At 51.8% G+C, this 22,632-nt stretch carries 20 protein-coding genes and 1 riboswitch; of the genes, 1 reads left to right on the top strand and 19 read right to left on the bottom strand.

Features of this window, described 5'->3' with window-relative positions:
* Positions 1–9: 9 nt before the first annotated feature.
* From FKP33_RS08955 to FKP33_RS08920, 8 genes are all read right to left on the bottom strand, one after another.
* A complete protein-coding gene (locus FKP33_RS08955; protein ID WP_127606472.1) occupies positions 10–1,014 on the bottom strand; it encodes an amidohydrolase family protein in 1,005 nt (334 codons plus the stop codon).
* A gap of 56 nt (positions 1,015–1,070) precedes the next feature.
* The gene (locus tag FKP33_RS08950; protein WP_141334604.1) at positions 1,071–1,733 is read right to left on the bottom strand and encodes a GntR family transcriptional regulator; all 663 of its coding nucleotides are present in this window, start codon (positions 1,731–1,733) and stop codon (positions 1,071–1,073) included.
* A gap of 140 nt (positions 1,734–1,873) precedes the next feature.
* Positions 1,874–3,385, bottom strand: a complete 1,512-nt coding sequence (locus FKP33_RS08945; RefSeq protein ID WP_141334662.1) for an aldehyde dehydrogenase — start codon at positions 3,383–3,385, stop codon at positions 1,874–1,876.
* Between the two features lie 200 nt (positions 3,386–3,585).
* On the bottom strand, positions 3,586–4,293 hold the full coding sequence (locus FKP33_RS08940) for a gluconate 2-dehydrogenase subunit 3 family protein (protein ID WP_141334602.1): 708 nt from the start codon (positions 4,291–4,293) through the stop codon (positions 3,586–3,588).
* A gap of 19 nt (positions 4,294–4,312) precedes the next feature.
* On the bottom strand, positions 4,313–5,974 hold the full coding sequence (locus tag FKP33_RS08935) for a GMC family oxidoreductase (protein ID WP_141334600.1): 1,662 nt from the start codon (positions 5,972–5,974) through the stop codon (positions 4,313–4,315).
* Positions 5,975–6,113: 139 nt separating this feature from the next.
* Positions 6,114–7,145 (bottom strand): ABC transporter permease, encoded by a 1,032-nt coding sequence (locus FKP33_RS08930; RefSeq protein ID WP_127606480.1) that lies wholly within the window; start codon positions 7,143–7,145, stop codon positions 6,114–6,116.
* Positions 7,146–7,177: 32 nt separating this feature from the next.
* Entirely contained in the window at positions 7,178–8,725 is a 1,548-nt protein-coding gene (locus FKP33_RS08925; RefSeq protein WP_141334598.1) for a sugar ABC transporter ATP-binding protein, read from the bottom strand.
* Positions 8,726–8,952: 227 nt separating this feature from the next.
* Positions 8,953–10,017, bottom strand: a complete 1,065-nt coding sequence (locus FKP33_RS08920) for a sugar ABC transporter substrate-binding protein (RefSeq protein ID WP_141334596.1) — start codon at positions 10,015–10,017, stop codon at positions 8,953–8,955.
* Between the two features lie 463 nt (positions 10,018–10,480).
* Between FKP33_RS08920 and FKP33_RS08915 the strand changes: the two genes are divergently transcribed.
* Positions 10,481–11,158, top strand: a complete 678-nt coding sequence (locus FKP33_RS08915) for a GntR family transcriptional regulator (RefSeq protein ID WP_054795400.1) — start codon at positions 10,481–10,483, stop codon at positions 11,156–11,158.
* A 226-nt stretch (positions 11,159–11,384) separates the two neighbouring features.
* On the opposite strand, the gene FKP33_RS08910 is transcribed toward FKP33_RS08915, so the two are convergent.
* The 11 genes from FKP33_RS08910 to FKP33_RS08860 form a co-directional block, all read right to left on the bottom strand.
* The gene (locus FKP33_RS08910; protein ID WP_164751766.1) at positions 11,385–12,836 is read right to left on the bottom strand and encodes an FAD-dependent oxidoreductase; all 1,452 of its coding nucleotides are present in this window, start codon (positions 12,834–12,836) and stop codon (positions 11,385–11,387) included.
* A gap of 142 nt (positions 12,837–12,978) precedes the next feature.
* Positions 12,979–14,382 carry a diguanylate cyclase domain-containing protein gene (locus FKP33_RS08905; RefSeq protein ID WP_181410092.1) on the bottom strand — a complete coding sequence of 468 codons (1,404 nt, stop codon included), beginning with the start codon at positions 14,380–14,382 and terminating at the stop codon, positions 12,979–12,981.
* Between the two features lie 118 nt (positions 14,383–14,500).
* Positions 14,501–15,103 carry a DedA family protein gene (locus FKP33_RS08900; RefSeq protein WP_127606488.1) on the bottom strand — a complete coding sequence of 201 codons (603 nt, stop codon included), beginning with the start codon at positions 15,101–15,103 and terminating at the stop codon, positions 14,501–14,503.
* A gap of 80 nt (positions 15,104–15,183) precedes the next feature.
* Entirely contained in the window at positions 15,184–15,528 is a 345-nt protein-coding gene (locus tag FKP33_RS08895; protein WP_127606490.1) for a hypothetical protein, read from the bottom strand.
* A gap of 167 nt (positions 15,529–15,695) precedes the next feature.
* Positions 15,696–15,834: riboswitch (cyclic di-AMP (ydaO/yuaA leader) on the bottom strand.
* A 69-nt stretch (positions 15,835–15,903) separates the two neighbouring features.
* Positions 15,904–16,716 carry a hydroxyethylthiazole kinase gene (gene thiM / locus FKP33_RS08890; protein ID WP_054798912.1) on the bottom strand — a complete coding sequence of 271 codons (813 nt, stop codon included), beginning with the start codon at positions 16,714–16,716 and terminating at the stop codon, positions 15,904–15,906.
* Between the two features lie 168 nt (positions 16,717–16,884).
* Complete coding sequence (locus tag FKP33_RS08885) at positions 16,885–17,046, bottom strand: GapA-binding peptide SR1P (RefSeq protein ID WP_230875980.1); 162 nt, start codon at positions 17,044–17,046, stop codon at positions 16,885–16,887.
* Between the two features lie 286 nt (positions 17,047–17,332).
* Entirely contained in the window at positions 17,333–18,367 is a 1,035-nt protein-coding gene (locus FKP33_RS08880; RefSeq protein WP_306439343.1) for a zinc-binding dehydrogenase, read from the bottom strand.
* Positions 18,368–18,655: 288 nt separating this feature from the next.
* Complete coding sequence (gene ppaX, locus FKP33_RS08875) at positions 18,656–19,300, bottom strand: pyrophosphatase PpaX (RefSeq protein WP_141334590.1); 645 nt, start codon at positions 19,298–19,300, stop codon at positions 18,656–18,658.
* 39 nt (positions 19,301–19,339) lie between these two features.
* Positions 19,340–20,338 (bottom strand): LacI family DNA-binding transcriptional regulator, encoded by a 999-nt coding sequence (locus FKP33_RS08870; protein WP_127606494.1) that lies wholly within the window; start codon positions 20,336–20,338, stop codon positions 19,340–19,342.
* 94 nt (positions 20,339–20,432) lie between these two features.
* Entirely contained in the window at positions 20,433–21,437 is a 1,005-nt protein-coding gene (iolG, locus tag FKP33_RS08865; RefSeq protein ID WP_054795417.1) for an inositol 2-dehydrogenase, read from the bottom strand.
* Positions 21,438–21,462: 25 nt separating this feature from the next.
* Complete coding sequence (locus FKP33_RS08860) at positions 21,463–22,632, bottom strand: sugar ABC transporter permease (protein WP_230875979.1); 1,170 nt, start codon at positions 22,630–22,632, stop codon at positions 21,463–21,465.

Below are 22,632 nucleotides of genomic sequence, written 5' to 3'. Positions count from 1 at the left end.
CTCCTCACCTTATTTGATAAGTCCGATCGCGCGCGCTTTGGCATCCAGGTCGATTCCTAATGCTTTGGCATAGTTCAAGCCAAATATTTTTTTCTTCATTTCTTCTGTGACATCCGGGTAACCGTAGCCTTCCTGAAGGTCCTCAGGCATTTTGAAGTTATCCAGAATATCAATGTAGGACTGGACGTTCGGCCACAGCCATGCGTCCGTTCCGTAACAGATGCGATCCGCGCCAACGTGAAGAAGCGCCTTGCCGAGCAGTTCGGTCATCGCCCGCGGAGCAACGAAGTATTGGTTGAACCACAGAGGCATGATCATATAAATGTTGGAAAACCGCGAAGCAATGTTGATCGCCTCGTCAATGTAAGGGTCTCCAAAATGGTGCATGGCGAAGTTCAGCTGAGGGAAATCGTACGCCGCCTGCTGCAGGTCGTTCGGACGCAGGTGCTCCACCCGCTGGGTAGGTCCAATCGGCAGCCCTTTATGAAACTGCACGGTTTTGATGCCGAGCTCGATAGCTTTCTCAAATAGCGGGTAGGCGATTTTCTCGTCGTCCGCGCTCCACCAGTTCCTGATGGTCTGAGCTTGGTAGAACTTGATACTGACAGCGCCCATTTCTTTCACTTGGCGCTCCATCTCTTCCATCGCACCGTTGAGCCCCTGGTAGAGAGGATCAACCGCGCCACAGAAGAAGTAGCGATCGGGCTTCGTTTGGGCGATTTCGTACGCTATCCGAACAGGCGCCATGCCATCCTTGAAGACTCCGAAGGCCGGAATCGGCTGCACCACCGCGAAGTCCGTATCGGACTCGTCAAACAGCTTCTTATTCGCCCATTCGTACTCCGGCGGATTCTCGATCCCTGCATACGACACCTGCTGGCCGTTGATGCCTGTGAAGTCGAGGAATCCTTTCATGGACGCCTTGCCCATTCGCGAAGCGTCATTGATCATTTGCTGCTCCCGAAAGTCCATTGCATGTACCACAGCATCGAAAACGATTGCACCGTTTCTCATATCTCTTCGCCTCCAAATTTATATGATCTTTCATCGATCAGTTCAGGCTAACAGACTTATAATTGCTTCGATCCGAGGCCATCCAGCGATACTCGAAACAGGTCGTACGTCTCGGCGATATGCTCGCGCATCAGCTTTTCCGCGAGGTCCGGGTCACGATCCCGAATCGCCGCAACGATCCGGATATGCTGATTCGCAAAACGCAGCATCTGAACCGATGAAGTATGCGGAAAGTACAGCCGACGCGAGAGACGCACCTGGTCGGCGATAGATACCGCCATCCGGGCGATGACGGGGTTACCGCACCCGCCGGTGATCTTGTCATGGAAGTCGCTTCCCAGCGAGACCATGAGTTCGGGATCGGGAGCCTCATTTTTGTTCAAAATTTGACGGTATTCATTATCCACCAGCTCCAGCTCGGACGGATCCATGTAAAGCGCAGCGAGGCGCGCCGCCATACCGTCTATCGCCATTCGGGCCACAAAAAGATCTCTGAGATCGGTCGGGCTTAATATCCGGACGTTTGCGCCCCGATTGGGTATGAGCGTGACTAAACCGTCTTGCTCCAGCTGCAACAACGCTGCGCGGACCGGAATTCGGCTTGCGCCCAGCTCCTCGGCAACGACACGCTCGATGATCGGGTCACCCGGCTGGTAATAGCCCTGCAAGATGCGTTCTTGAATCTGACGATATATCGTTTCTTGCTTACTCATGCTCATAGGTAAAACCTCACTTCAATTTCATTTCCATTCCGTAGACCGTATTTCGTCCCCCCCAGCCTATATCGTTCAAGACCGTGCCTGAACCGGGTATCATAACCGGGCTCATCGTTGATTAGACGCTCTGACCACCGGCATGACTAGCCCAGCTTGAAAGGGTCGCGGCTCTGACCGGATAGCTCCACCCAAACGGACTTCACTTGCGTGTACTCCTTGATGGACTCGAGCCCGTTCTCTCTCCCGATACCGCTCATTTTGTAGCCGCCGAAAGGCGTATTGAAGGAGATGGTGCGATAGGAGTTAATCCAAATCGTGCCGGCGCGCAGGGCGTGCGCTACCCGGTGTGCCCGCTGAACGTCCTTGGTCCAGATACCGGCTCCCAAGCCGAACGGGCTATCGTTCGCCTGACGTACAATTTCTTCCTCGTCCTTGGCGGCGATCACGCTGAGCACCGGACCGAAGATTTCCTCCCGGGCCACTCTCATCTTGTTGTTTACGCCCGTAAGGATCGTCGGTTCGATGAAGAAGCCGTCTTGAAGTTCCGCTTCCGACGGGGCTTTGCCGCCGTAAACCAGCTCGGCGCCCTCTTCCAGACCGATGTTAATGTAGCTCTGCACTTTGTCGAGCTGCTCCTTGAAGGCGATCGGTCCCATCTCCGTCTCCATCTCCAGCGGGTTACCCAGCTTGATGGAGCGGGCCTTCTCAACAAGCCGCTTGACCAGCTCGTCATGGATGGATTCCTGGACAATGAGTCTCGATCCGGCGATGCACGTCTGACCGGTAGCCGCGAAAATACCGGCGACAACCCCGTTGACCACTGCATCGAGGTCCGCATCATCGAAGACGATATTCGGAGACTTGCCGCCCAGCTCGAGCGTGACCTTGGCGATATGTTCCGCAGCATCCTTCATCACCCGTTTCCCGGTCTCCGTAGAGCCTGTGAAGGCTATTTTGTCCACGCCAGGATTCCGGACAAGAGCGCTCCCCGTAGTGGCGCCGTAACCGGTTACAACATTGAATACGCCATCCGGGAAGCCCGCCTCCTGAATAAGCTTCGCGAACTCCAGCGTGGAGGCTGGCGTTTGCTCGGCGGATTTGACTACGAATGTACAGCCCGAAGCAAGCGCTGGCGCGAGTTTCCAGGTTAACAGAAAGAGCGGCGAGTTCCACGGCATAATGGCGCCGACCACGCCTAGGGGCTCTCTCCTCGTGTAAACGAAGAAATTAGGCTTGTCGGAAGGAATGGTTTCCCCCTGGATCTTATCCGCGGCGCCTGCGAAGTAGTAGAACCACTCCGACATCGCGCTGAGCTGTCCGCGCGTTTCTCTCAGGAGCTTGCCATTGTCCATACTCTCGATGGTAGCGAGCTCTTCCGTATGATCCGCAATCAGCTCGGCCAAGCGACGCATAAGCCGCGCTCTCTCCGTCCCGGTCATCTTCCCCCACGGGCCCTCGTCGAATGCCCGGCGAGCGGCATCAACCGCAGCTTCTACATCCTCTGCGCCAGCTTCAGGTACGGTGGCCCAAACTTTGCCCGTGTAAGGATTAATCGTCTCGAAGGTTTTGCCTGAGCGGGCGTCGAACCACGCTCCCCCGATAAACATCTTGTAGTCACGAACATCGACAGCCTTCGGTGCCTCGATCAGCTTCATTTTCCCCAACTCGTTCACCTCTCTCGGTTTAGTGTAAAGGGTGTGTCTTTACTTTAATTGTATACCAATTGAATACCATAATCAAGGAAATTTTGGCAATATTACCACTTCTCTTCGGGTCAAGGTTGACCGCCCTTCACTGGTCCAAGCACTGCCGCATGAGGATGAACCCGGCACGCCGCAGCATGGTCCGGACCTTCTCATGGACTTTGTGGGTCTTGGGAATAGGGCCATCCATTCATGTTCAGGAATGCCTTCGTGGTGTGACTGCCATCTTGAGTCTCGGCCAGCGACTTGGGCCCCTCGAAGCCGATTACTTTCCACCCGATATGATCTTTGTTGCCTCCGTAGACCGGATCTGAATAAAAGCCTTGTCTCGTATGAAAGACCAGCGTGTGAAAAAAGTCCAGTCCCTCATCCGAAACGGGCTGATTGGATGGAGGTGCGCCGCCTACGGTCGAGTCTTCGTCCCCGGCCTCCGCGTTTATCAGGAACGGCTGTACCGGCGGCTCGCCGGAGAGCGTAAGCAGCACCTCATCCTGCTGCTCTTCGGTCAACGCGATGAACGCTGCGCCGAATTTCTCCCGGCTTACTTCGTCCAGCTCGCGGACGCCCTCCGTGTACTTATCCTGCATGGCCTGCATGCGCGTAATCCAGGCTTCGAAGTCTTTGCCCGCCAGCTGCAGGAATCCGCTGCCGTCGGCGTTAGCATAAATGTAGTCGGTACCGGATATGTAGCGGTCAATATACCGCACCACATTCGCTTCTCGCGCGCCCGGGTCGTGATCGGTGGGAATGATGCGCGCCGTGGCGGCCTCGATGGTCAACCATTGGTGTTCGTCAAAGAACAACCGCTCGTCGGTATTGGCGTCAATCGGGAGCATCTCCCAGTTGCTTTGGCTAGTCATCGCTCCTACACATCCTTTCTTATCGTGCCTGAACGGCTACGTCCAGACCTTTGCCGTGCACCTGGGCGATATATTCCGAGCAGCGCCAAGCGTTAGCCATAATCGTAAGCGTCGGATTGACTCCCAGGTTCGGTAAGAAGCTCCCGTCAAGTACGTACAGGTTGTCGACGTCATGCGCCCGGCACCATTTGTTCAACACGGACTTCGAGGGGTCGTTACCCATCCGGGCTGTGCCCTGCTCATGGCAGGTGTTGCCGTTAATGCCCTCCATGTACACGGGGATGGTCTTGCTCGCGCCGGCCGCTTTCAATATCTCGATGTTCTTATCGACCTGCCAGTTCCCTTGACGGATGTCATTAGGGTGAGCGGTATGCGTTATTCGTGCGACCGGGAGTCCCCAGGCATCCTTAACCTCCGGATCCAGTTCAACCCTGTTGGTCTCCCGGGGCAGATCGTTAACGAGGACGCCGATCTTCATGCTGTGGTTAAACAGCTCCCGGTCTGTGTCCTTGGCCGCCTTGCCCCAGGTCGGCCGTCCTGGAAAGGTCCAGTTCACCGGAAGGCCCAAGCCGGACGCACAGATCAGCGAACCAAGAATATGCCCCCGGCTTTGATCCGTCTCGTAAAATTCCATGGAAGCTCCATTCACATAAGATCCCGCCCAGCCGTAAAGCGGGTCGTGAATTTCCTTATCGAACAAGCCGATGGCGAAGATGTACTCATGAAAAGTCACGTTTCTCCCCACTTGACCGCTGCTGTTCGCCAGTCCGTCCGGAAATAAATTCGACTTGCTCGCAAGCAGCAAGCGTGCCGATTCAATGGCCCCGCAGGCTAGAATCACGATGCTGGCCTCCTGCTCGACCTCGCGTCCGTTCTCGTCGATATAGATGGCTCCCTTGGCACGTCCGTCCTTGTGCAGCGTAATTTCGCGGACGTAAGTATCGGGCCGCAGTTCCAGCAGCCCCGTCGAAAGCGCTTCCGGAACAAACGTATGCAAGGTGCTCGACCTGCCACTTGTCGGGTCGCCGAACTGCTGCACGAACCCGGAGTGGTTAGAAGGCTTTCTTCCTTTGTGCTCCTTCGTAATTACCGCTTGAGGCATCGGGAATGAATTATAGCCCAGCTTGGAGCATGCCTCGTGAAACACCTTCCCGTAAGGGGACAACGGCATCGGCGGGCAAGGGTACTCTTTGCTGCGCGGTGCCTCGTACTTATTCAAGCCGCCCTTCCCGGATACGCCGAACTCCCACTCCACCTTGGTGTAATACGGCTCGAGCTCTTCGTAGGTAATAGGCCAATCGGCAAGGCTGGCGCCCGGGACATCTCCGTGCAAGGTATGAAGCATGAAATCCGACTTCGCAGCGCGCGGGAACCACCCGCTCATATGTACAGTTCCTCCGCCCACCAGGTTGGGAGTCGGCGAGAACCTGCGAACCACCGTTTGGGCGTTCTCATCGGGCCGGTAAGTACGCGGTTTTAATTTCTCGTCCGGCCAAATGTAGTTCCGGTTGAGGAATTTCAGTTCATCCCCGGAGAATTGCTCGGGCTTCAACCATGGACCGCGTTCCAACGCTACGACCTTCAGACCGGACTCGGTCAAAACCTTGGCCGCCGTTGCGCCGGTTGCTCCTGTTCCAATGATGAGGACGTCGACTGGATCTGGCTTATGAGCGTAATTCATACTTCGTACCCTCCCTAATTTATGTACAATATAAATTCTCTGGCAGGTTATCCTTTTCCTTCTTCTTTTTTGTAATCGGTTTCATCCGTTCTTGACGAATGCTGCCGAACCGGGTGAATCCTGAGCTCTCGCTTTCACCTCAACGCCGAAACCATTTAATCAGTTTATTAAGCCGTTTGGGACCTTCCCCGCCGGTAAAGAATACGGCGATGAGAATGACCAATCCCAGCACGATCAGTTGGGGCTCCGGCAGGATGCCGACCAGGTTCATGATGTTGGAAATGATGCCGATGAGGAGACCGCCTATAACGGCGCTGATCGGATTGCCGGTCCCGCCGAAGAGCGACGTCCCTCCGACTACCGCGGAAGCGATGGCATTGAGCTCATATCCCTTGGCGAGCAGCGAGCTGCCCTGCTGAAGCTGGGCGGCCAGGATGAGTCCCGCCAGACCTGAGAACAGTCCGGATATGACATAGGTGGTGATCAGATTGCGATTGACGGGCAGCCCGGAGAGACGGGCGGCTTCGGGGTTGCCGCCGATGGCGTACAGCTGGCGGCCGAAGGTTGTATATTTCATAATAAAGGCAGTGACGAGCATCACCACAATAACCAGAATGACGGAGTTCGGTATTCCCAGGAGACTTCCTGTAAATAGCTTCAGGTAGGTTGGATTGGAGACCTCAATCAGGGTGCCGACTTGAATGAGATACGCAACCCCTCGGGCGATGCTGAGCATGGCGAAGGTGGCAATGAAGGGTGTAATGCCCCCGTAAACGACAGCAATGCCGTTGATCAAACCCGCTGCAGCGCATACGGCCAAGGTTAACGCAATGACGATCGGAATCGGCAGCCCCTGCCGCAGCAGGACAGCGACCATCACCGTTCCCAGAGCGGCAATCGAACCGACCGACAAGTCAATGCCGCGTGTGACAATGACTTTGAACTGACCGATCGCCAGGATCGAAACAACAACTCCAGTCACGATGATGTTCTCGATATTGCGGCCGGTCAAAAAATAGGGCGAGGCGATCGCTCCTGCCACCACAGCCAGACCCAAGAAAATAACGAGGTAGCTTCGCTTGATGAGATCGACGATGCCGGATGAAGCGAACAGCGGCCCCCGCGATACCACCGACGTCTCTTCCTTACTGGACTTATTCAGCGTCTGCATGACTGTCCCCACCTTTCACTTGTATTCTTGTATCAGTAGCATTGCGCGATGACCACATCGCCGTGAGGATCCACTTCATCGTGCAAGAACTCGCCAACGATCCGACCTCGGGCGATGACTAGAATACGATCGCACATAAGCGTTTCTGGAAGCTCCGAACTCATGAGCAGCACGGATCCTCCCTCACGCACGAACTCCCCGATCAACTTGTAGATCTCCTCTTTGGCCCCGACATCAATGCCGCGTGTAGGCTCGTCAAAGATCAATATTTTCGTTTGGCTGGCCAACCATTTGGCAAGCACCACTTTCTGCTGGTTACCGCCGCTAAGATTCACGACTTTTTGATCCGGACCCCTCATCTTTATGTTCAGCGATAGGCCCAGTTCCCGAGCGCTCTGCTCCTCCCGGTTGCGGTTAATCACCGAATAGCGGCTCACATCGGATAAACTGGCCATCGTCACATTCTCAGTTACTGACATATTCAACACAAGGCCCTCGGTTTTGCGGCTTTGCGGAAGAAGTCCGATCCCTGCGCGGATGGCCTCGCTTGGACTTCGGAGCTTCGTCGGCCGACCGTTGATCGTGATCTTTCCGCTTATCCGTTCGCGTGCGCCGAACAGGCAAGCGGCCAACTCCGACTGTCCGCTTCCCACCAAACCCGCCACGCCGAGCACCTCGCCACGGTGAAGCTTGAAGCTTATATCGTGGAGAACGGAGCCATCATGGAGGTTCTCGACGGAAAGTGCGACATGCCCGGGATCGCCTCCTAGTCCGTAACGGGGCTTCTCGCCTCCCCCCAACGATTCTCCCAAGAGCGAGCCCCCGAGGTTTCTCCCGATCATCGCCCGGACGATGTCCGCCGGCGTCGTTTGATCAACCTCGTACGTTCCCACCTTGCGGCCGTCGCGCAATACGGTGATCCGCTGACAGATTTCAAAAACCTCATCCATTCGATGAGAAATATAGATGAATGTCACACCCTGTTTCTGAAGGCTTTTCAGCACCTGGAGCAGACGTTTAACGTCCTGCGCAGGCAGGGTGGCTGTCGGTTCATCCAAAAGTATGATTGGAGGGCGACCGTGGAGCGTTTTTGCCACATGCAGCACCTTGGCGAGTTCAACGCCCTGCTGTTGGGCGGTGGTTAACGAGCTGACCGGCTGATTCACATCGATGTTGATGCCGAGCCACTCAAGCGCCTCGCGGGCCCGCTCCCGCATCGTTCGCCAATTCAGGACTCCGCCGGCGCCACGCGGTAAGTCGCTGAGAAAAATGTTTTCAGCGATCGAGAGGCCCGGTACGAGGCTGAGCTCCTGATAAATAGTGAAGATCCCCTCGCGTTGACTGTCGTGCGGATTGTTGAACCGTACAGGTCTGCCCTCCAGCTCAATCGTGCCGCTATCAGGCCTTTCCACTCCGGACACCGCACGGATGATCGTAGATTTTCCGGCGCCGTTTTGGCCGGCCAGACAGTGGATTTCACCCCGGCGAATATCCAGGTTAATACGGTGCAGCACCTGGATACCGGAGTATGACTTACAGAGCCCTCGAAGGGAGAGAGCCAACTCTTCTTGTTCGACCATTTGACGCTGCCTCCTTTCACATCTGTGAGAGTGCTCGCTTCGACGAAGGAAGCCTGACACATGATCGGCAGGCTCACCGTCGTCCAGCGAGCGTCCGGCGTTCGAAGTCATTGATCCTCTGCCTGTCGTCTTATGCCTTCTCGACCTCACCGGTAAACTGCGCTTGTTAACCGTTCGTCATATGGCTTTTCCTGCATCCTGCATGTATGTTCCCGTTCGGGATACTTTTATTGAAGTTTGGTGAGAGATTCTTTGGAATAGTAGTAGCTGATGTTGGGGTCGTAGAACTGTTTGGCGTTTTCTGGGGTGATAAGGACGTTTTCCGTGTATCTGGCTCCGCCCGGACAGCTCGTCTTGTTCCCCTTGACCGCGTCTATCGCCATCTGAACGGCCGTTGCACCTTGCAGGTACGGCGAGTTCGACACAGTCGCTTGGAGAGGACCATTCGGTTCGTCCATCATCTTCTTGGCAAGAGCCATAGCGCCATCGTAGGAGACTATAATCACTTTGTCTAGGACGCCGGCTTCCCGCAAGCCTTGCTCAATGCCGGCGTGCATAACGTCACTCATGCTGAATACCGCTTTCAAATCGGGGTTCGCCGTGGCGATTTGTTGAACCGGTACGCGAGCTTTGTCCGGCAGCCATTCGCCATAGCGGATAGGAAGGATTTCAATTTTGTGGCCCGGGTTCGCTTCGAAGTAGCCATTGAAGCCTTTGAGGAAGCCCTCTTGCCGTAATGCCGTCGTACTTTCGCCGGAGTAGCCGCCAATGACGGCCAGTTTGACCTTCTCGTCTTTACTGTATTTCTGCGCAATTTTTCTCGCTAACTCTTTACCTGCCGAGGCAGCGGTGTCCAGCTGATCTTCCGCTACGAAACAGTACGACTTCTTCTCAAGCTCTGGGCTAAGACGGGTGTTGACCGCAACGAGAGGGATGCCCTCTTTCTCCAGTTCATTGACGGTATTCGCTATACCTCGAGGATCAAGCGCATTCACTACAATGCCCTTAGCGCCTCTGCTCATCATGTTCTGAATATCCGAGTTCTGTTGGACTGCATCTCCTCCAGCGTCTGTTACTAAGATCGTCACACCCTGTTTCTCGGCTTGAGCTTTGGCCCCTTCAATCAGCATCTTATACCAATCGCTTCCGGCAATGCGGTGTTGTGAGAAGCCGATGATGAGGTTATCGCTTCCCTTTGTCCCGGACTCACCCGCACTGGACGGTTGGCTGCAACCGTTGAGAGTTAACGCAATAAGCCCTAAGCCTAACACAGTACGACCCATCTTTTTCATTTGGACCACACTCCTTTATTCAGTTTTTGTTTCCACATTGACGGCATCGGCCAGCTTCCGTTCGATGGCAATTCTACCTAACCGGCATGTTGAGCTCCTCCATCCCGCCTTATTTTTTTCAAGCATTCTGACTTATGTAAGCGTTGTCACAATAGTATACCAAGTGAATACCATTGTCAAGGCTTGAAAACTATATGTGGAAATATATATATTTATCTACAAATATCCCATTTTTTATGCGATATTCTCCATCAATCGACTTCAGCACAACTCATTTCCGCCCATTAAGCAGCCGTATCAATCGCAATTCGCCTGCAGCCCCCTAACCATTTAGCCACGATGCAACGAATTCCTGCTGATGGCTATTGATTAACTTCAGATTCTGGTTTATAATATATGTATACAAGTATACGACTAGAATTTGAGTAATGAAATTATTATAAAGACCAAAGGAATGAACGAAATGGTTCTACAAGAAGAAATCATGCTGGAAGCACTTGAAGACTTCCCTGCCTACCTGCCTTTGCGAGAAGTTGTATATCAAACCTTAAAGAAGGCGATACTGAACGGAAATTTAAAGCCCGGACAGCTGCTGAGCGAGAATCTGATTGCTAACAAATTATCGGTGAGCCGTACCCCGGTTCGGGAAGCCCTTCGCAGCTTGGAAAACGAAAATCTGGTTTCCGTACTTTCAGGCCGTAAAGTGATTGTATCGATCCCGACGATTCAGGAAATCGAAGAAATCTATGACATACGCTTGATTGTGGAAGCGGAGGCCCTCCGCAAAATTACAGCAGACGACAGCGCAATTATCCAACAGCTGGAAAATTGCGTTACAATGGCGAAGGTCCACCTTGAAAAGGAAAACTTGCAGGAGCTTCATAAAACCAATTCGGAATTTCATCTCACCATCATTTCCGCCTTGCAAAATAACAAATTAAAGCAGTTTGTCGATTCGCTTCAGGACACCATATCCCGGTACAGCCTGTACTCCAAAACAAACTACAAGCTGGCCCAAGACCTGGAGGATGATCACTCCCAGATTCTGACTCATCTCAAGCAAGGCGATAACGAATTGGCGGTTCAAATTTTACGTCAGCATTTCACAACGACCAAGGAAATATTGAAAGCGATGTTCTAATACAGCGGGCAAATCGTCCGGTTTGAAAAAGACAACAAAGCACCTTCAGCAAGGGATCGTCGAGAAAAACTCGAGGGTCCCTTTTTGATGCGTTCTCAGATGATGAACAAAGCCCCGCCGATCGTTCTCCCCAATAATAAAGAACGGCTGCTGACCTTGGTCAGCAGCCGGATCGAAGATGATCTCCATCATAGGAGATGAACGTGATGAATAAGAGCAGCCGGCATCAAGCAAGTAAAACGCCATTTTGAGTTAGCACCTGTTTTAATTCCTGGACATCGATTGTTTTCGGAGTGAGCCCTCTCGTCGTGGCGAGAGCAGCCGCAGTTCCTGCAGCCTCGCCGATTGCCACGCAGGATGGCATTGCTCGGACGGCAGCAGCCGCTTCATGCGTAGCGGAAATACAACGGCCGGCGACCAGCAAGCCTTCCAGTTCAACAGGCAATAACGCGCGATAGGGTACATCGTAGCTATCGTCTACCTGGATCCAGGTGCTCTTCGAATCTCCGGGATTATGAATATCGATAGCATATCCACCACGCGCCACGACATCATCAAACCTTGTACCCTTCACGACATCCTCCTGCGTGAGTATATATTCGCCGATGATTCTATGGGTTTCCCTAATGCCTGCTTCGTTGGCCGTCTTGATGAGGAATGACTTTTCAAAACCAGGCACTCGTTTTCTTAAGAAATCTACAACCGACATCGTCTGGTATCGCAGCTCCACCTCTGCAGCTGTAACTTCAGACGCATTGGTCCCATCTATGAAATTAACGCGGGTAGCATTAACGGTAACTTCGCCTTCCCTTACGTTTGTAAACAAATTCAAGGTTTCTCTGCCTATGTTATATTCGCCGTTTTCTTTAGCCGCAGCTATTTCCTGCCAAAATCCTGAACAAAACAGCTGTTTACGCTGGCTGCCGGCAGGAAGATCTCCTTCCGCACTGCCTATCGCGTACCATCTGAAATTGTCCCGATTTCTCTTGATTTCTTCTTCGACCCGGTCGACATTCACGTTACCGACTCGGCAGTACACGGTGACGGGCATTTTTTCCCCGTCTTTTTCCCGGCCTTTTACCGTTTTGGCGCCCGCTTTCACAGCGACGTCGGCGTCCCCGGTGCAGTCGACAATGACTTTACTGAATAAAGTATGAGCGCCGGATTTGTTAAACACCGTAATGCCTTTCACTACGCCATCCTCAACCCATACATCCTTCAACAAGGTATGGTATAAAAAGCTCACTCCGGCATCTTTGGCCATCTTCGTTAACACAAATTTCAGGTATTCATCATCGAAAGGCGTAATCACGGGATTTTTCCCCCAAGGCGGGTTCCCTTCCTTGGGGCGGATAGGACCATGGCATGCTCCCATTTCCTTTAAGGAGTCAAGTATTTCTTTAAAAAGACCGGCTATCGTCGGTTCGCCATGAGCGTCATAATGGTTCGCATACGGCGACACTAGTGCAGAAGTTGAAGCCCCGCCCAGGTAACCATTCTTTTCGACCACAAGTACTTTGGCCCCGTTTCTAGCTGCCGCAATAGCTGCCGGCGCCCCCGCCGTTCCCCCGCCAACCACAATGACATCCCATTGATCATGCACTTGCATAACAATCCCTCCTCTGAAAGTTTTACGATATGTAGAAGTGTCGGTTGATTGCTGCTCCTCGCGGAGCACTTGTATACATGTATAACTTCTTGTATACATGTATATTAAAGCGTTATCAATGAATTGTCAATATTTATATTTACACATCTCAGCCCAAAAACATGAAGAAGCCCCATCCGAAGAGGGGCTTCTTCATGTTTTTGCGGCTCGGTCAAGCTTCATGGCGAGGCATTCCGTGATTTCTGCCCTGCCTCTTCGCATGATACATCGCCATATCCGCATTTTTTACCAATGCTTCTATCGTTTCTCCATCAAACGGGAACATGCTGATCCCAATGCTTGTTGAAATATACAGATCATGATCTTGAATACGGAAGGGCGCATTCAATGCCTCCATAATCTTCTGGCAGTAAGCTTCCGTTTCCGCTTTTGACGTATTTGGCAGTAGGATGGTGAATTCGTCACCGCCTTGACGTGAAACAATCCCTTTATCCGATACAAGATCTTGTAAGCGCTGGGACACACGCTGCAGAAGAAGATCGCCGACGGAATGACCCATCGAGTCATTAATGAATTTGAATCCATCCAAATCCAGATAAAGCACGGCAAACAATTGATTTTTTTGTTTGGCTTCGGCCATCGTCTTTTCAAGGATATGTTGAAACGATTTACGGTTGGGGAGTTCAGTTAAGGAATCGAAAAATGCCAATTTTCGAATGGTTTCCTCCGCTTTATTACGTTCGATTACCAGCCCTATTAAATAAGCGGAACGCTCGATCATTTGGAGTTCCCTGGTTTCGGGAGATTTTCGAGTCTTGTAATAGATAGCGAATGTTCCGATCACCTGATTGTCTTTATCCGTAAAGGGGACAGACCAGCAAGCCCGAAACCCGTGATCCAGCGCAATCTCGCGGAAATCCCGCCATAACGGATCATTCTCAATGTCAGATACAATAATATTTTTGTTATAATAGGCGGCGGTTCCGCAAGAACCCATGTCCGGTCCAATTCGTATGCCGTCTACAGCCCGCAAGAAAGAAGCCGGAAGACGGGGAGCCATTCCATGTTTTAATAAATCGTTTTCAAGCAGCAGAATGGAACAAACAGCCTCTGTTTGCTTCTCTACAAATTCAATAATGTGACCTAAAATATCTTGTAGCGGCCTGCCTTTGGCAACCATTTCCAGAACCACATTTTGCTCGTTCAAATGATCTTGAATTAACTTTCGTTCAGTAATGTCGCGGCCGACAACAATTAACCACTCCCGCCGACCATCCTCGGCCATAACAGGTTCTTTAATAAACTCGATAATTACGGTCGAGCCGTCGGAACGCTTGAATTTTTCTTCAAAATGAATCGTTTTGCCTCGTCTCCAGGCTTCATTGTCGGTTTCTTCGCATGTATGAAAAAACTCTTCCATATGCGGCTTAGAACGTTGAAAATCAAGATTTGTTTTCCCCTTATACGCGTCACGGTCTAACTCAAATAACTGCAGCGCAGCATCATTCGCTTCAACCCATGCCCCTTTACCGTCTTTAAAAACAATGATATCAGGCATGATTTGAATTAATGTCAGCAGGTAATCACTTGTCTTCTCTTTTATATGTTCTAACATGGGCACCATCTCAGTTCCGTGAAGGTAAAATAATTACTCACATATTCGACATGAACCATCCGCATCCTCCATGCCCGTTAAAATTTTACCATTCAAAAACCACACCGTCTTTCGTCTCCTACGTCGTTCTTTCTTTATTGCGATTGAATAATTTCACAGCTGAATAAACGAGAAGACCGGCCACAATCACGGCGGCAACCGGGAACAAATACCCCTTCGCCAGCTCCCCGACCTCGTGCCAATTGGGACCAAGCTTGTACCCAAGATAAACGTATAAACTCGTTATAGGCAGCATGGCACAAAACGTAAATAACGAGAACTTCCAGACACTCATTCTGGCCATGCCGCACGGAAGCGAAACAGCGGTCCGAACCCCCGGGATAAACCGGCCCAGAAAAGCTACGCCCGCCCCATACTTATGGAAAAATCGTTCGGCCTTATCAATCTCTTTCGTCCGTATAAAAAAGAACTTGCCAAACTTTATTATCACCGGCCTCCCCCCATACTTTCCTAATGCGTATAGAGTCAAGGGTCCTGTTACCCCTCCGACTGTCCCTGCCAGAATAGCCAGCCCCAAGTTCATATCCCCTTCATAGACCCAATAACCGACGAGGGGAAGAACCAGCTCTGCCGGAACAAACTCGAAAGTCAGCGCCAAAACGACGCCTATGTACGATAATTGTTTGAAATAGCCAATAAACTCCAATAATATCTGTTCCATTACTCACCTCATCTTGTTTCCTTAGCAATACGCGAAAAAAAATCGACGGTTTCAGGTCTCATACAAACAAGAACACAACATCATCGTGTTGTGTTCTTGTCCAAAACCGATTTAAACGCTTCCCATAAAGCATGACTTAATTCAATAGCCTTCGTTTCAATCATAGAGGTCTGCACGACCCATTCTCCGGAAACATGTTGAATACGGACGGAATGGTCATGTTTATTTAAGTAGCTTAACATTTGTCCGATCGTTAATAATGGAAGCGCTTTATGTTTCTCGACCCCGTTCAAGTAATAAATCATCTCTTCGTGGTCACCCATAGCTATATATTCGCCTTCTTGTGGAATCCAATGGTTTCGCAGGTATTCTTTTTGAACATCTGTCAGTTCTTGCAGGTGGGAAGAAGTAATTCGCTGGAGCATCATGATCCTCCTTACTTAAGCTATGATGTTATCATAAAAACAAAAAAGACCCGAATCCAGCCAGGATGCGCTATCATCTAGCGCTTATCGTCCTGGACTGCGACGGGTCTGGAGCACAAAAAGACCCGGATTCACGGGTCAACGATGCAAGTCTGCATACATACACAATTTGACCCATCTACTGCTGACGAGGTTAGCTGTCGGGCTCGGGAAAGATGGTTCCCTACATGGAATGATTCGCCCCAATTTCATTGGTTCCCCCGCTTTCCGGTTTCGTGTAAACCGGAAATTAAGCGTGATTTCATCATACAAAACTGCTATTCGCAAGTCAATAATCCAAAATCTTACAATTCATTGAGAAGTTGTTCCGGTCGCTTACTCCACGCGAGTTATTTTCGCCTGCCGACGTACAACTTCGCCATCCGTCTTGTGCAGCTGATTCAGCAATTCGATCTGAAAACTGCCCGGATTGTCGGAGCCGGCGATCTGGACCGCTCGCTCTGCGGCAACCCCATAATAAGCCAATGCCGCCACAGCAGCAGCCGCTTGATCGTTCTCCACCGCAAGGAAGGCGCCGACCACCGAAGTCAGCAAGCAGCCTGTTCCGGTCACTTGGGTCAGCAGCGGCGTACCATTGCTCACCCGATACGTCGCCTCGCCGTCGCTCACATAATCGTCACGGCCTGTGACGATGACGACACAGCTCATCGCCCGCGCCGCTTGCCGGACAAGCGCAGGCACTTCCCCGGCCGCACTGCCTGCATCGTCCACGCCTTTAATGCTCCACGATTTCCCGACGACGTTAGCCACTTCCGCAGCATTGCCTCGAAGTACCGAGATCCGCAGCTCCTTCATGAGCGAACGGGCCGTTTCCGTGCGATATGCCGTCGCCCCGGCTCCCACCGGATCGAAAACAATCGGAACGCCATGCGCGTTCGCCGATTGCCCCGCGATCCGCATGGCGTGAACGATACGGTCGTCCAGCGTGCCTATATTCAAGACGAGGGCGCCGGCGATTTGCGCCATCTCTGCAACCTCTTCGTGAGCATATGCCATAACCGGCGATGCTCCTAAGGCCAGCAGGCCGTTCGCCGTGAAATTCGTTACGACTACATTCGTAATATTGTGCACGAGCGGTTTATGGATCCGCACCTTATCAAGAATATCCGCGAAATATTGAACGTTCATTACCCCATCCCCTTCTTCCGGTTACATGATACTATCTCATATCGCGGATGGTTTGCCAAGCGCTTTATACGAGCGCACAGATATAAATAAAGAAGCCCCCGCCATACACCCGCGAGAGCTTCAAATCCCGTTAGGTTTGATCATGTTGCAGAGCTTTCCCGATAGCTTTCATTGTTGGTTATTGGGGTTCTTTCTCGTTTCCAAGCAGTCCGGCTCCTGGCAATCCGAATAATACGTAGTCACCTTCTCGGAATCGAACGTGCCAATAATTTCAGCGCAATGCTTACACAAGATTACACCCAGGTCTACGCTAATCGAGGAGTTTTCCATGCATGATCCATCCTTTCTTTCATGAAGTCGGATTAGCTCGGCAGCCAAGCTGGCATTCGCCTTTTCAATAACATGTTATTCCTGTTTATTATACACTATTCTTCTTATTTATGTCGTTATATTTAACGATAATCTCGAATAAAATATTTAATTCAGGTTGTAATTTCATTAAGTACACACGGAATAGCAGAAATTCTTCCTTTATTGCTCACAACTCGCCGAGTTTGACCTGCATTGCCGGCGCCCGCCAACACGACTATACCGGCAGCTGCCGGCCAACGCCGCTTTACCCGAACTTGGTGACGACATACGTTCCCGTATTTGTAAAGCTGCTCATTTCCTCGAATATGCCGTTCACCTCGGAAAGCGAAACTTCTCGCGTCACCATTTTCCCCGGCGTCAATTTCCCGTTGGATACGAGGGGCAGTACAGCATGATAGCGATGCGCCGGCATGCCGAAGCTCGTAATGAAAGAAAGTTCTTTCAGGATCATCTCATCGACCGGAATCGCGATGGACCCCGCATCCTGCTTCGACGTCATGCCGATTTGAAGATGCCGGCCGCGCTTGCGCAAGCTTCTGATCGCGCTAACCGCCGTCTGCGACAGCCCGAGCGCGTCTACCGACACATCCGCTCCGCCTTGTGTCATTTCGTTGACGGCTGCAATCGGATCGGTCGTCCTGCTGTTGACCGTGTAAGCGGCTCCCATTTGCTTCGCCAAATCGAGGTTGGCATCGTTGATGTCCACGCCGATCACATTCGCCCCCATAGCGGAGGCGATATTGACCGCCGATAGACCTACCCCTCCGCAGCCGTAAACAACAACCCACTCGCCGGGAAGCACCTGAACCCGGTCCACGATGCCGTGGAAAGCGGTAATAAATCGGCAGCCCAGGGCCGATGCTTCGGCAAAACTGATTTCTTCGGGCAAATGGATCATATTCCGGTCAGCGACAGGAACCGCCACATATTCGGCGTAGCCGCCCTGATACGTTAAGCCGGGCATCAAGAGCGAATCGCAAAGATGGGAATGGCCGCTTACACAATGCGGACAAGCGCCTTCGCTTCCGGAAAACGGCACCGTGACTCGATCGCCCTTCTTAAACCGGGTCACTTTGCTGCCTACCTCTTCCACAACGCCGCTAAATTCATGGCCGAGAATATTAACGGGAACGAGACCGCTTTCCCAAAAGTGATGATCGCTTCGGCATACGCCATTCGCCATAACTTTCAGCAGAACGCCATCTTCCGCCGGCTTCGGATCTTCGACTTGCCTCAGGATCAAGTTTTTAGCACCTTCCAGTACAAGCGCTTTCATCATTGTTTCCTCCTCAGGTATGTTCAGGCTGCAGAACGTCCAGGCCAATCGCGGCGGGCAGCACTACGCGTTTGCTCAAGAAGCCCAGCATGACTGCCGGGCTTCCCGAATATTTTATGGCAATGCTTCTTCTTCGGTCCAACGCTTTCCGGCGCACCTGCTTCCAGTCGAATGTGCTGCCGCCTCGCACCGATAGTGAGATGAATAACTCAAAATTTATACAAGAAAAAAATACCATGGTTACGCATTTGTGTCAATACTTCCGTTTATTTATTCGGAAACTGCCGGACACTATTCGACGCCAACGGTCCGTTTCAGTTCCCTCATATCCCGAATCACAAAATCGGGAGAAAAAGTTTTCAAGTACGCTTCTCCCTTGAGCGACCAAGAGACCGCGGCGGAAGCTACTCCCGCGCCACGGGCGGACAAAATGTCATAGTGACTGTCGCCGACCATCAAGGTATGCTCCGGGGAGGCATCCAGCAAGGCAAGCGCCTTCCGAATCGGCTCCGGGTCCGGTTTCCCTCTTTGGACGTCTTCTTCCGTAACAAGCGTATCCATATAGGGCAGCAGTCCGGTTGCTTGTAACCCCATCACGGCCGTTTTCTTTATTTTACTTGTCACAACGCCTAGCCGGATACCTGCCTCGTGCAGCGCTTCTAACGTCTCTTTCACATGAGGAAACGATTTCACTAAACGCTCGTGATGGGTCTCGTTATACGCTCGGTAAGCTTTTATATAAGGCTCTACCTCTGTTGACTTTGTATAGACCTCGAGCTGCTCTCTTAATGGCAGCCCCATGCTTTGGGCGATAAACTCCCGGCTGCAGCTTTCCGCATGGGGAGCGTCTTTCAGAACATGCATAAAGGAACGGATAATCAGCTCATTCGTATCGACAATTGTCCCGTCCAAATCAAAAAGAACCGTTGTAAACAACGTCCTCCCACCTTCTCCATCTATTTTACGGCCCGTCCCTTATCGTAAACCCGTAGACTTTCTCACTACAAGCTCCGGCAGCAGCACAATCCGCTGTTTATGCGTCACATCGCCCTTCAATTCCTGAACAAGCAAATCGACGATCTGCCTTCCCATCTGTTCCATCGGTTGAGCTATCGTCGTTAGCGGAGGGTCCGTAATCGTGGCCAGCATCGTGTTGTCAAAGCCGATCACGGATACATCCTGAGGCACCTTCAGTCCGTGCTCGTTCGCCGCCTGGATCGTGCCGATGGCCAGAAGGTCGTTGGTCGCAAATATAGCCGTCGGCGGTTCGTCCCCGCTCAGCAGCTGCAGAGCCAGCTTTTTCCCGTTAGGAACGGTGGCCTCGCCAAGCAGGACAAGGCTTTCATCAAGCTGCAGATCATGCTCCTCCAGAGCCTGATTGAAGCCGCGAACCCTTTCCTTGGCGCACCGGATATTTTCCACAATAAGCCCCATTCTGCGATGGCCGAGTCCTATGAGATGTTTGGCTGCTTCATAGCCTCCGACAAAATCATCGATCGAAACGGAGTTGATGGATATGGTCGGAATATCACGGGCGATCAGAGCAACAGGCATATTCGGCTTGACCAGATTTCTCGTAATCGTTTGCTGGTCTTCAAAGCCCGACAGGATAATGACTCCGTCCACACGTTTTTTTTGCAGCAGTGTAAAATAGGAAGCTTCCCTGTCCGCATCGTAATCCGTGCTGCAGATCATCACGCTGAAACCGAGTTCCCTCGCGCGGTCCTCGACGCTTTTGGCGATTTCCCCAAAAAAAGGGTTGGCCAAATTCGGAATGATCAATCCGAGCGTATAGCTGAATTTTCCGGTTAAAGCCGTAGCGAGCGAATTCGGCGTATAATTATGCTTTTCGATAATCTCCAACACTTTTTTTCTCGTTTTATCACTAATTCTGCCGGTATTATTGACAACTTTCGATACCGTAGCGATGGATACTTCGGCTTCCTTAGCAATGTCGAAAATATTAATACCCATTGCACAAACCTCATTTTCTATATATTCAAGGAAAACGTTTAACTCCCTTCATTGTATTATACTTTCAAAGGTTTTGATCATGCAATGGAGGAATTCAAAGCACCCTCGTTTCTTCCTTGGAGAGAAAGGCGTCGGCAGCCGCTTGGGCAATTTCCAAGGCCCGAAGTCCGTCGATGGCCGTACACGAAGGCTTTTGTCCATGACGAAGGCAATCGATAAAATGAGTCATTTCCAGCAGAAACGCATCCTTGAATTTTGTCGCAAACTCAGGAATAATATCGTGGCTGCTTCCCTTGGGTCCCAAAATGCGCAAATCGTGATGCCTCAAGGAGCCGATCTGCAGCGTGCCTTCCGTCCCGACCACCTCGCCCCGGATGTCGTATCCGTAGCCGGCGTTCCGGCTCGATTCGACATCGCCGGCCGCGCCCGATTCGAAGTTTAGGTAGGTTAGCGCCTGATCGACATCCCCGTATTCGCCCATGAAGGCGTGAAGCTGAATGCTTCCCATAGACCTGACGGACCGCACTTCAGACCCCATTAAGTATCGGGCCATGTCAAAATCGTGGACGGCAAGATCGAGAAAGATGCCGCCGCTATGTTTAATATACGCCTCCGGCGGAGATACGGGGTCCCGGCTGACGCCTTTAAAATAGATCGGCCGGCCGATATCGCCGGCATTGATTCTTTTCTTCGCCTCGGCGTAGGCCGGATCAAAGCGCCTCATAAACCCGACTTGGCAGGTAATGCCGGTTTCTTCCACCAAGCGAACAAGCTCGCGGCCTTCTTCCACAGACTTCGCTATCGGCTTTTCCACAAAAATATGTTTGCCGTGCAAGGCCGCTGTTTTCAGAAATCGGGCATGGGTATCGGTAGGCGTCGATAGGATCACAGCGTCGATATCCGGGTCCGTAAACACATCATCCGGATTCGTCGTCCATGCCTCGACCCCGAGCTCCCTTGCCGCCCTTTCTGCCGTCTCCGCCCGGGAGGACGCCACTTTGACCAGTTTGGCGGATTTGATTTTCGTATGAAGATTTTCGGCGTGCCAATACCCCAAGCGGCCCAGCCCGATAGCCGCGCAACGAATGTCTCCCTGCATATCCACACCTGTCCCTCCACGCGTCTTACGCGCTCTTATTTTTCGTCATGACATCAAAGCATACGGCCAATACCAGAATAAGGCCTTTCACAATATACTGCCAAAAAGCTTCCATATTGAGCAGGCTCATGCCGTTATCCAGGCTTGCCATAATGAGCGCCCCCAGGATAGCGCCCACCACCTTGCCCCGGCCGCCCATCAGACTCGTTCCGCCGATAACTGCCGCGGCAATCGCGTCAAGCTCCATCATATTACCCGAGCTGGGAGCACCGGCGTTAAGCCTTGCGGATAAGACGATACCGGCGATGGCCGCTACCAAGCCGTTCAGCATAAAGACGAGCAGCACAATCTTTTTGACTTGGATACCGGAATATTTTGCCGCCTGCATATTGCCCCCGATGGCATAAATATAACGCCCGAACTTCGTGCTGCCCGCAATGAACGAGAACAGCAGAACGAGTCCCAGCATGATGAGGACGGGAATGGGATAGCCTTTGTAAGAGTGCATCGAGAGATAGAAAATGACCATCAAACCGGTAAATAAAATCAAGCGGGCGGCCAATTTGCCGGCCGGTTCCAGCTCCAGGCCGTTTTTCTTCCTGGAACCTCTCTTCTTTAACGTAAAATAAACTAGGAGAACAATCGCCATGATCGTCAAGATCAGGCCGAACAAACTATTTACATATTGATCGCCCAGCACTTTATAGCTCGGATTCATCGGCGCGATCGAAATCCCTTTCGTTATGCCGATTAATATTCCTTTAAACACCATCATACCGCCAAGCGTGACAATAAAAGACGGAATATTCAGATAAACAGTCGCAAAGCCTTGGATGCCTCCGACGATCACGCCCAAAAGAAGCACGGCGAATAGGGTTGGAACCGTTCCCCACCCTTCCCAGGCCATTAAAGCTGCCGCAACCCCGCCGACCAATCCGACAAGAGAACCGACCGAAAGATCGATATTCCCGGTTACGATGATAAGCACCATTCCGGTAGCCAATATCGAGACCACCGACATTTGTACGGTCAGGTTGGAAATGTTGCGCGCGCTAAGGAACGTTCCGTCCGTTAATACGGAAAAGATGATCCATAAAATAATTAATCCCGCAATCATCGCATACGAACGGATATCGATTTTTTTCGTCAGCTGCCCTGCAGGAGTGCCCGGAGCTGCGGCCAGTTTATGTTCCAT

The sequence above is a fragment of the Paenibacillus sp. tmac-D7 genome, assembly GCF_006519665.1.
Taxonomy (GTDB): Bacteria; Bacillota; Bacilli; order Paenibacillales; family NBRC-103111; genus Paenibacillus_G; species Paenibacillus_G validus.
The sequence above is the reverse complement of the archived record's forward strand: the minus strand, read 5'-3'. Positions and strand labels throughout refer to the sequence as shown.

Coding starts and splice junctions, on each gene's coding strand:
- FKP33_RS08950 (WP_141334604.1), bottom strand. CDS start 1,733: ATGAGCATGAGTAAGCAAGAAACGATATATCGTCAGATTCAAGAACGC.
- FKP33_RS08880 (WP_306439343.1), bottom strand. CDS start 18,367: ATGATGAAAGCGCTTGTACTGGAAGGTGCTAAAAACTTGATCCTGAGG.
- FKP33_RS08920 (WP_141334596.1), bottom strand. CDS start 10,017: ATGAAAAAGATGGGTCGTACTGTGTTAGGCTTAGGGCTTATTGCGTTA.
- FKP33_RS08940 (WP_141334602.1), bottom strand. CDS start 4,293: ATGACTAGCCAAAGCAACTGGGAGATGCTCCCGATTGACGCCAATACC.
- FKP33_RS08925 (WP_141334598.1), bottom strand. CDS start 8,725: ATGGTCGAACAAGAAGAGTTGGCTCTCTCCCTTCGAGGGCTCTGTAAG.
- FKP33_RS08945 (WP_141334662.1), bottom strand. CDS start 3,385: ATGAAGCTGATCGAGGCACCGAAGGCTGTCGATGTTCGTGACTACAAG.
- iolG (WP_054795417.1), bottom strand. CDS start 21,437: ATGCAGGGAGACATTCGTTGCGCGGCTATCGGGCTGGGCCGCTTGGGG.
- FKP33_RS08895 (WP_127606490.1), bottom strand. CDS start 15,528: ATGCTCCAGCGAATTACTTCTTCCCACCTGCAAGAACTGACAGATGTT.
- FKP33_RS08900 (WP_127606488.1), bottom strand. CDS start 15,103: ATGGAACAGATATTATTGGAGTTTATTGGCTATTTCAAACAATTATCG.
- FKP33_RS08915 (WP_054795400.1), top strand. CDS start 10,481: ATGGTTCTACAAGAAGAAATCATGCTGGAAGCACTTGAAGACTTCCCT.
- FKP33_RS08905 (WP_181410092.1), bottom strand. CDS start 14,382: ATGTTAGAACATATAAAAGAGAAGACAAGTGATTACCTGCTGACATTA.
- FKP33_RS08935 (WP_141334600.1), bottom strand. CDS start 5,974: ATGAATTACGCTCATAAGCCAGATCCAGTCGACGTCCTCATCATTGGA.
- FKP33_RS08860 (WP_230875979.1), bottom strand. CDS start 22,632: ATGGAACATAAACTGGCCGCAGCTCCGGGCACTCCTGCAGGGCAGCTG.
- FKP33_RS08930 (WP_127606480.1), bottom strand. CDS start 7,145: ATGCAGACGCTGAATAAGTCCAGTAAGGAAGAGACGTCGGTGGTATCG.
- thiM (WP_054798912.1), bottom strand. CDS start 16,716: ATGAACGTTCAATATTTCGCGGATATTCTTGATAAGGTGCGGATCCAT.
- FKP33_RS08870 (WP_127606494.1), bottom strand. CDS start 20,338: ATGGGTATTAATATTTTCGACATTGCTAAGGAAGCCGAAGTATCCATC.
- FKP33_RS08955 (WP_127606472.1), bottom strand. CDS start 1,014: ATGAGAAACGGTGCAATCGTTTTCGATGCTGTGGTACATGCAATGGAC.
- FKP33_RS08885 (WP_230875980.1), bottom strand. CDS start 17,046: ATGGAAAACTCCTCGATTAGCGTAGACCTGGGTGTAATCTTGTGTAAG.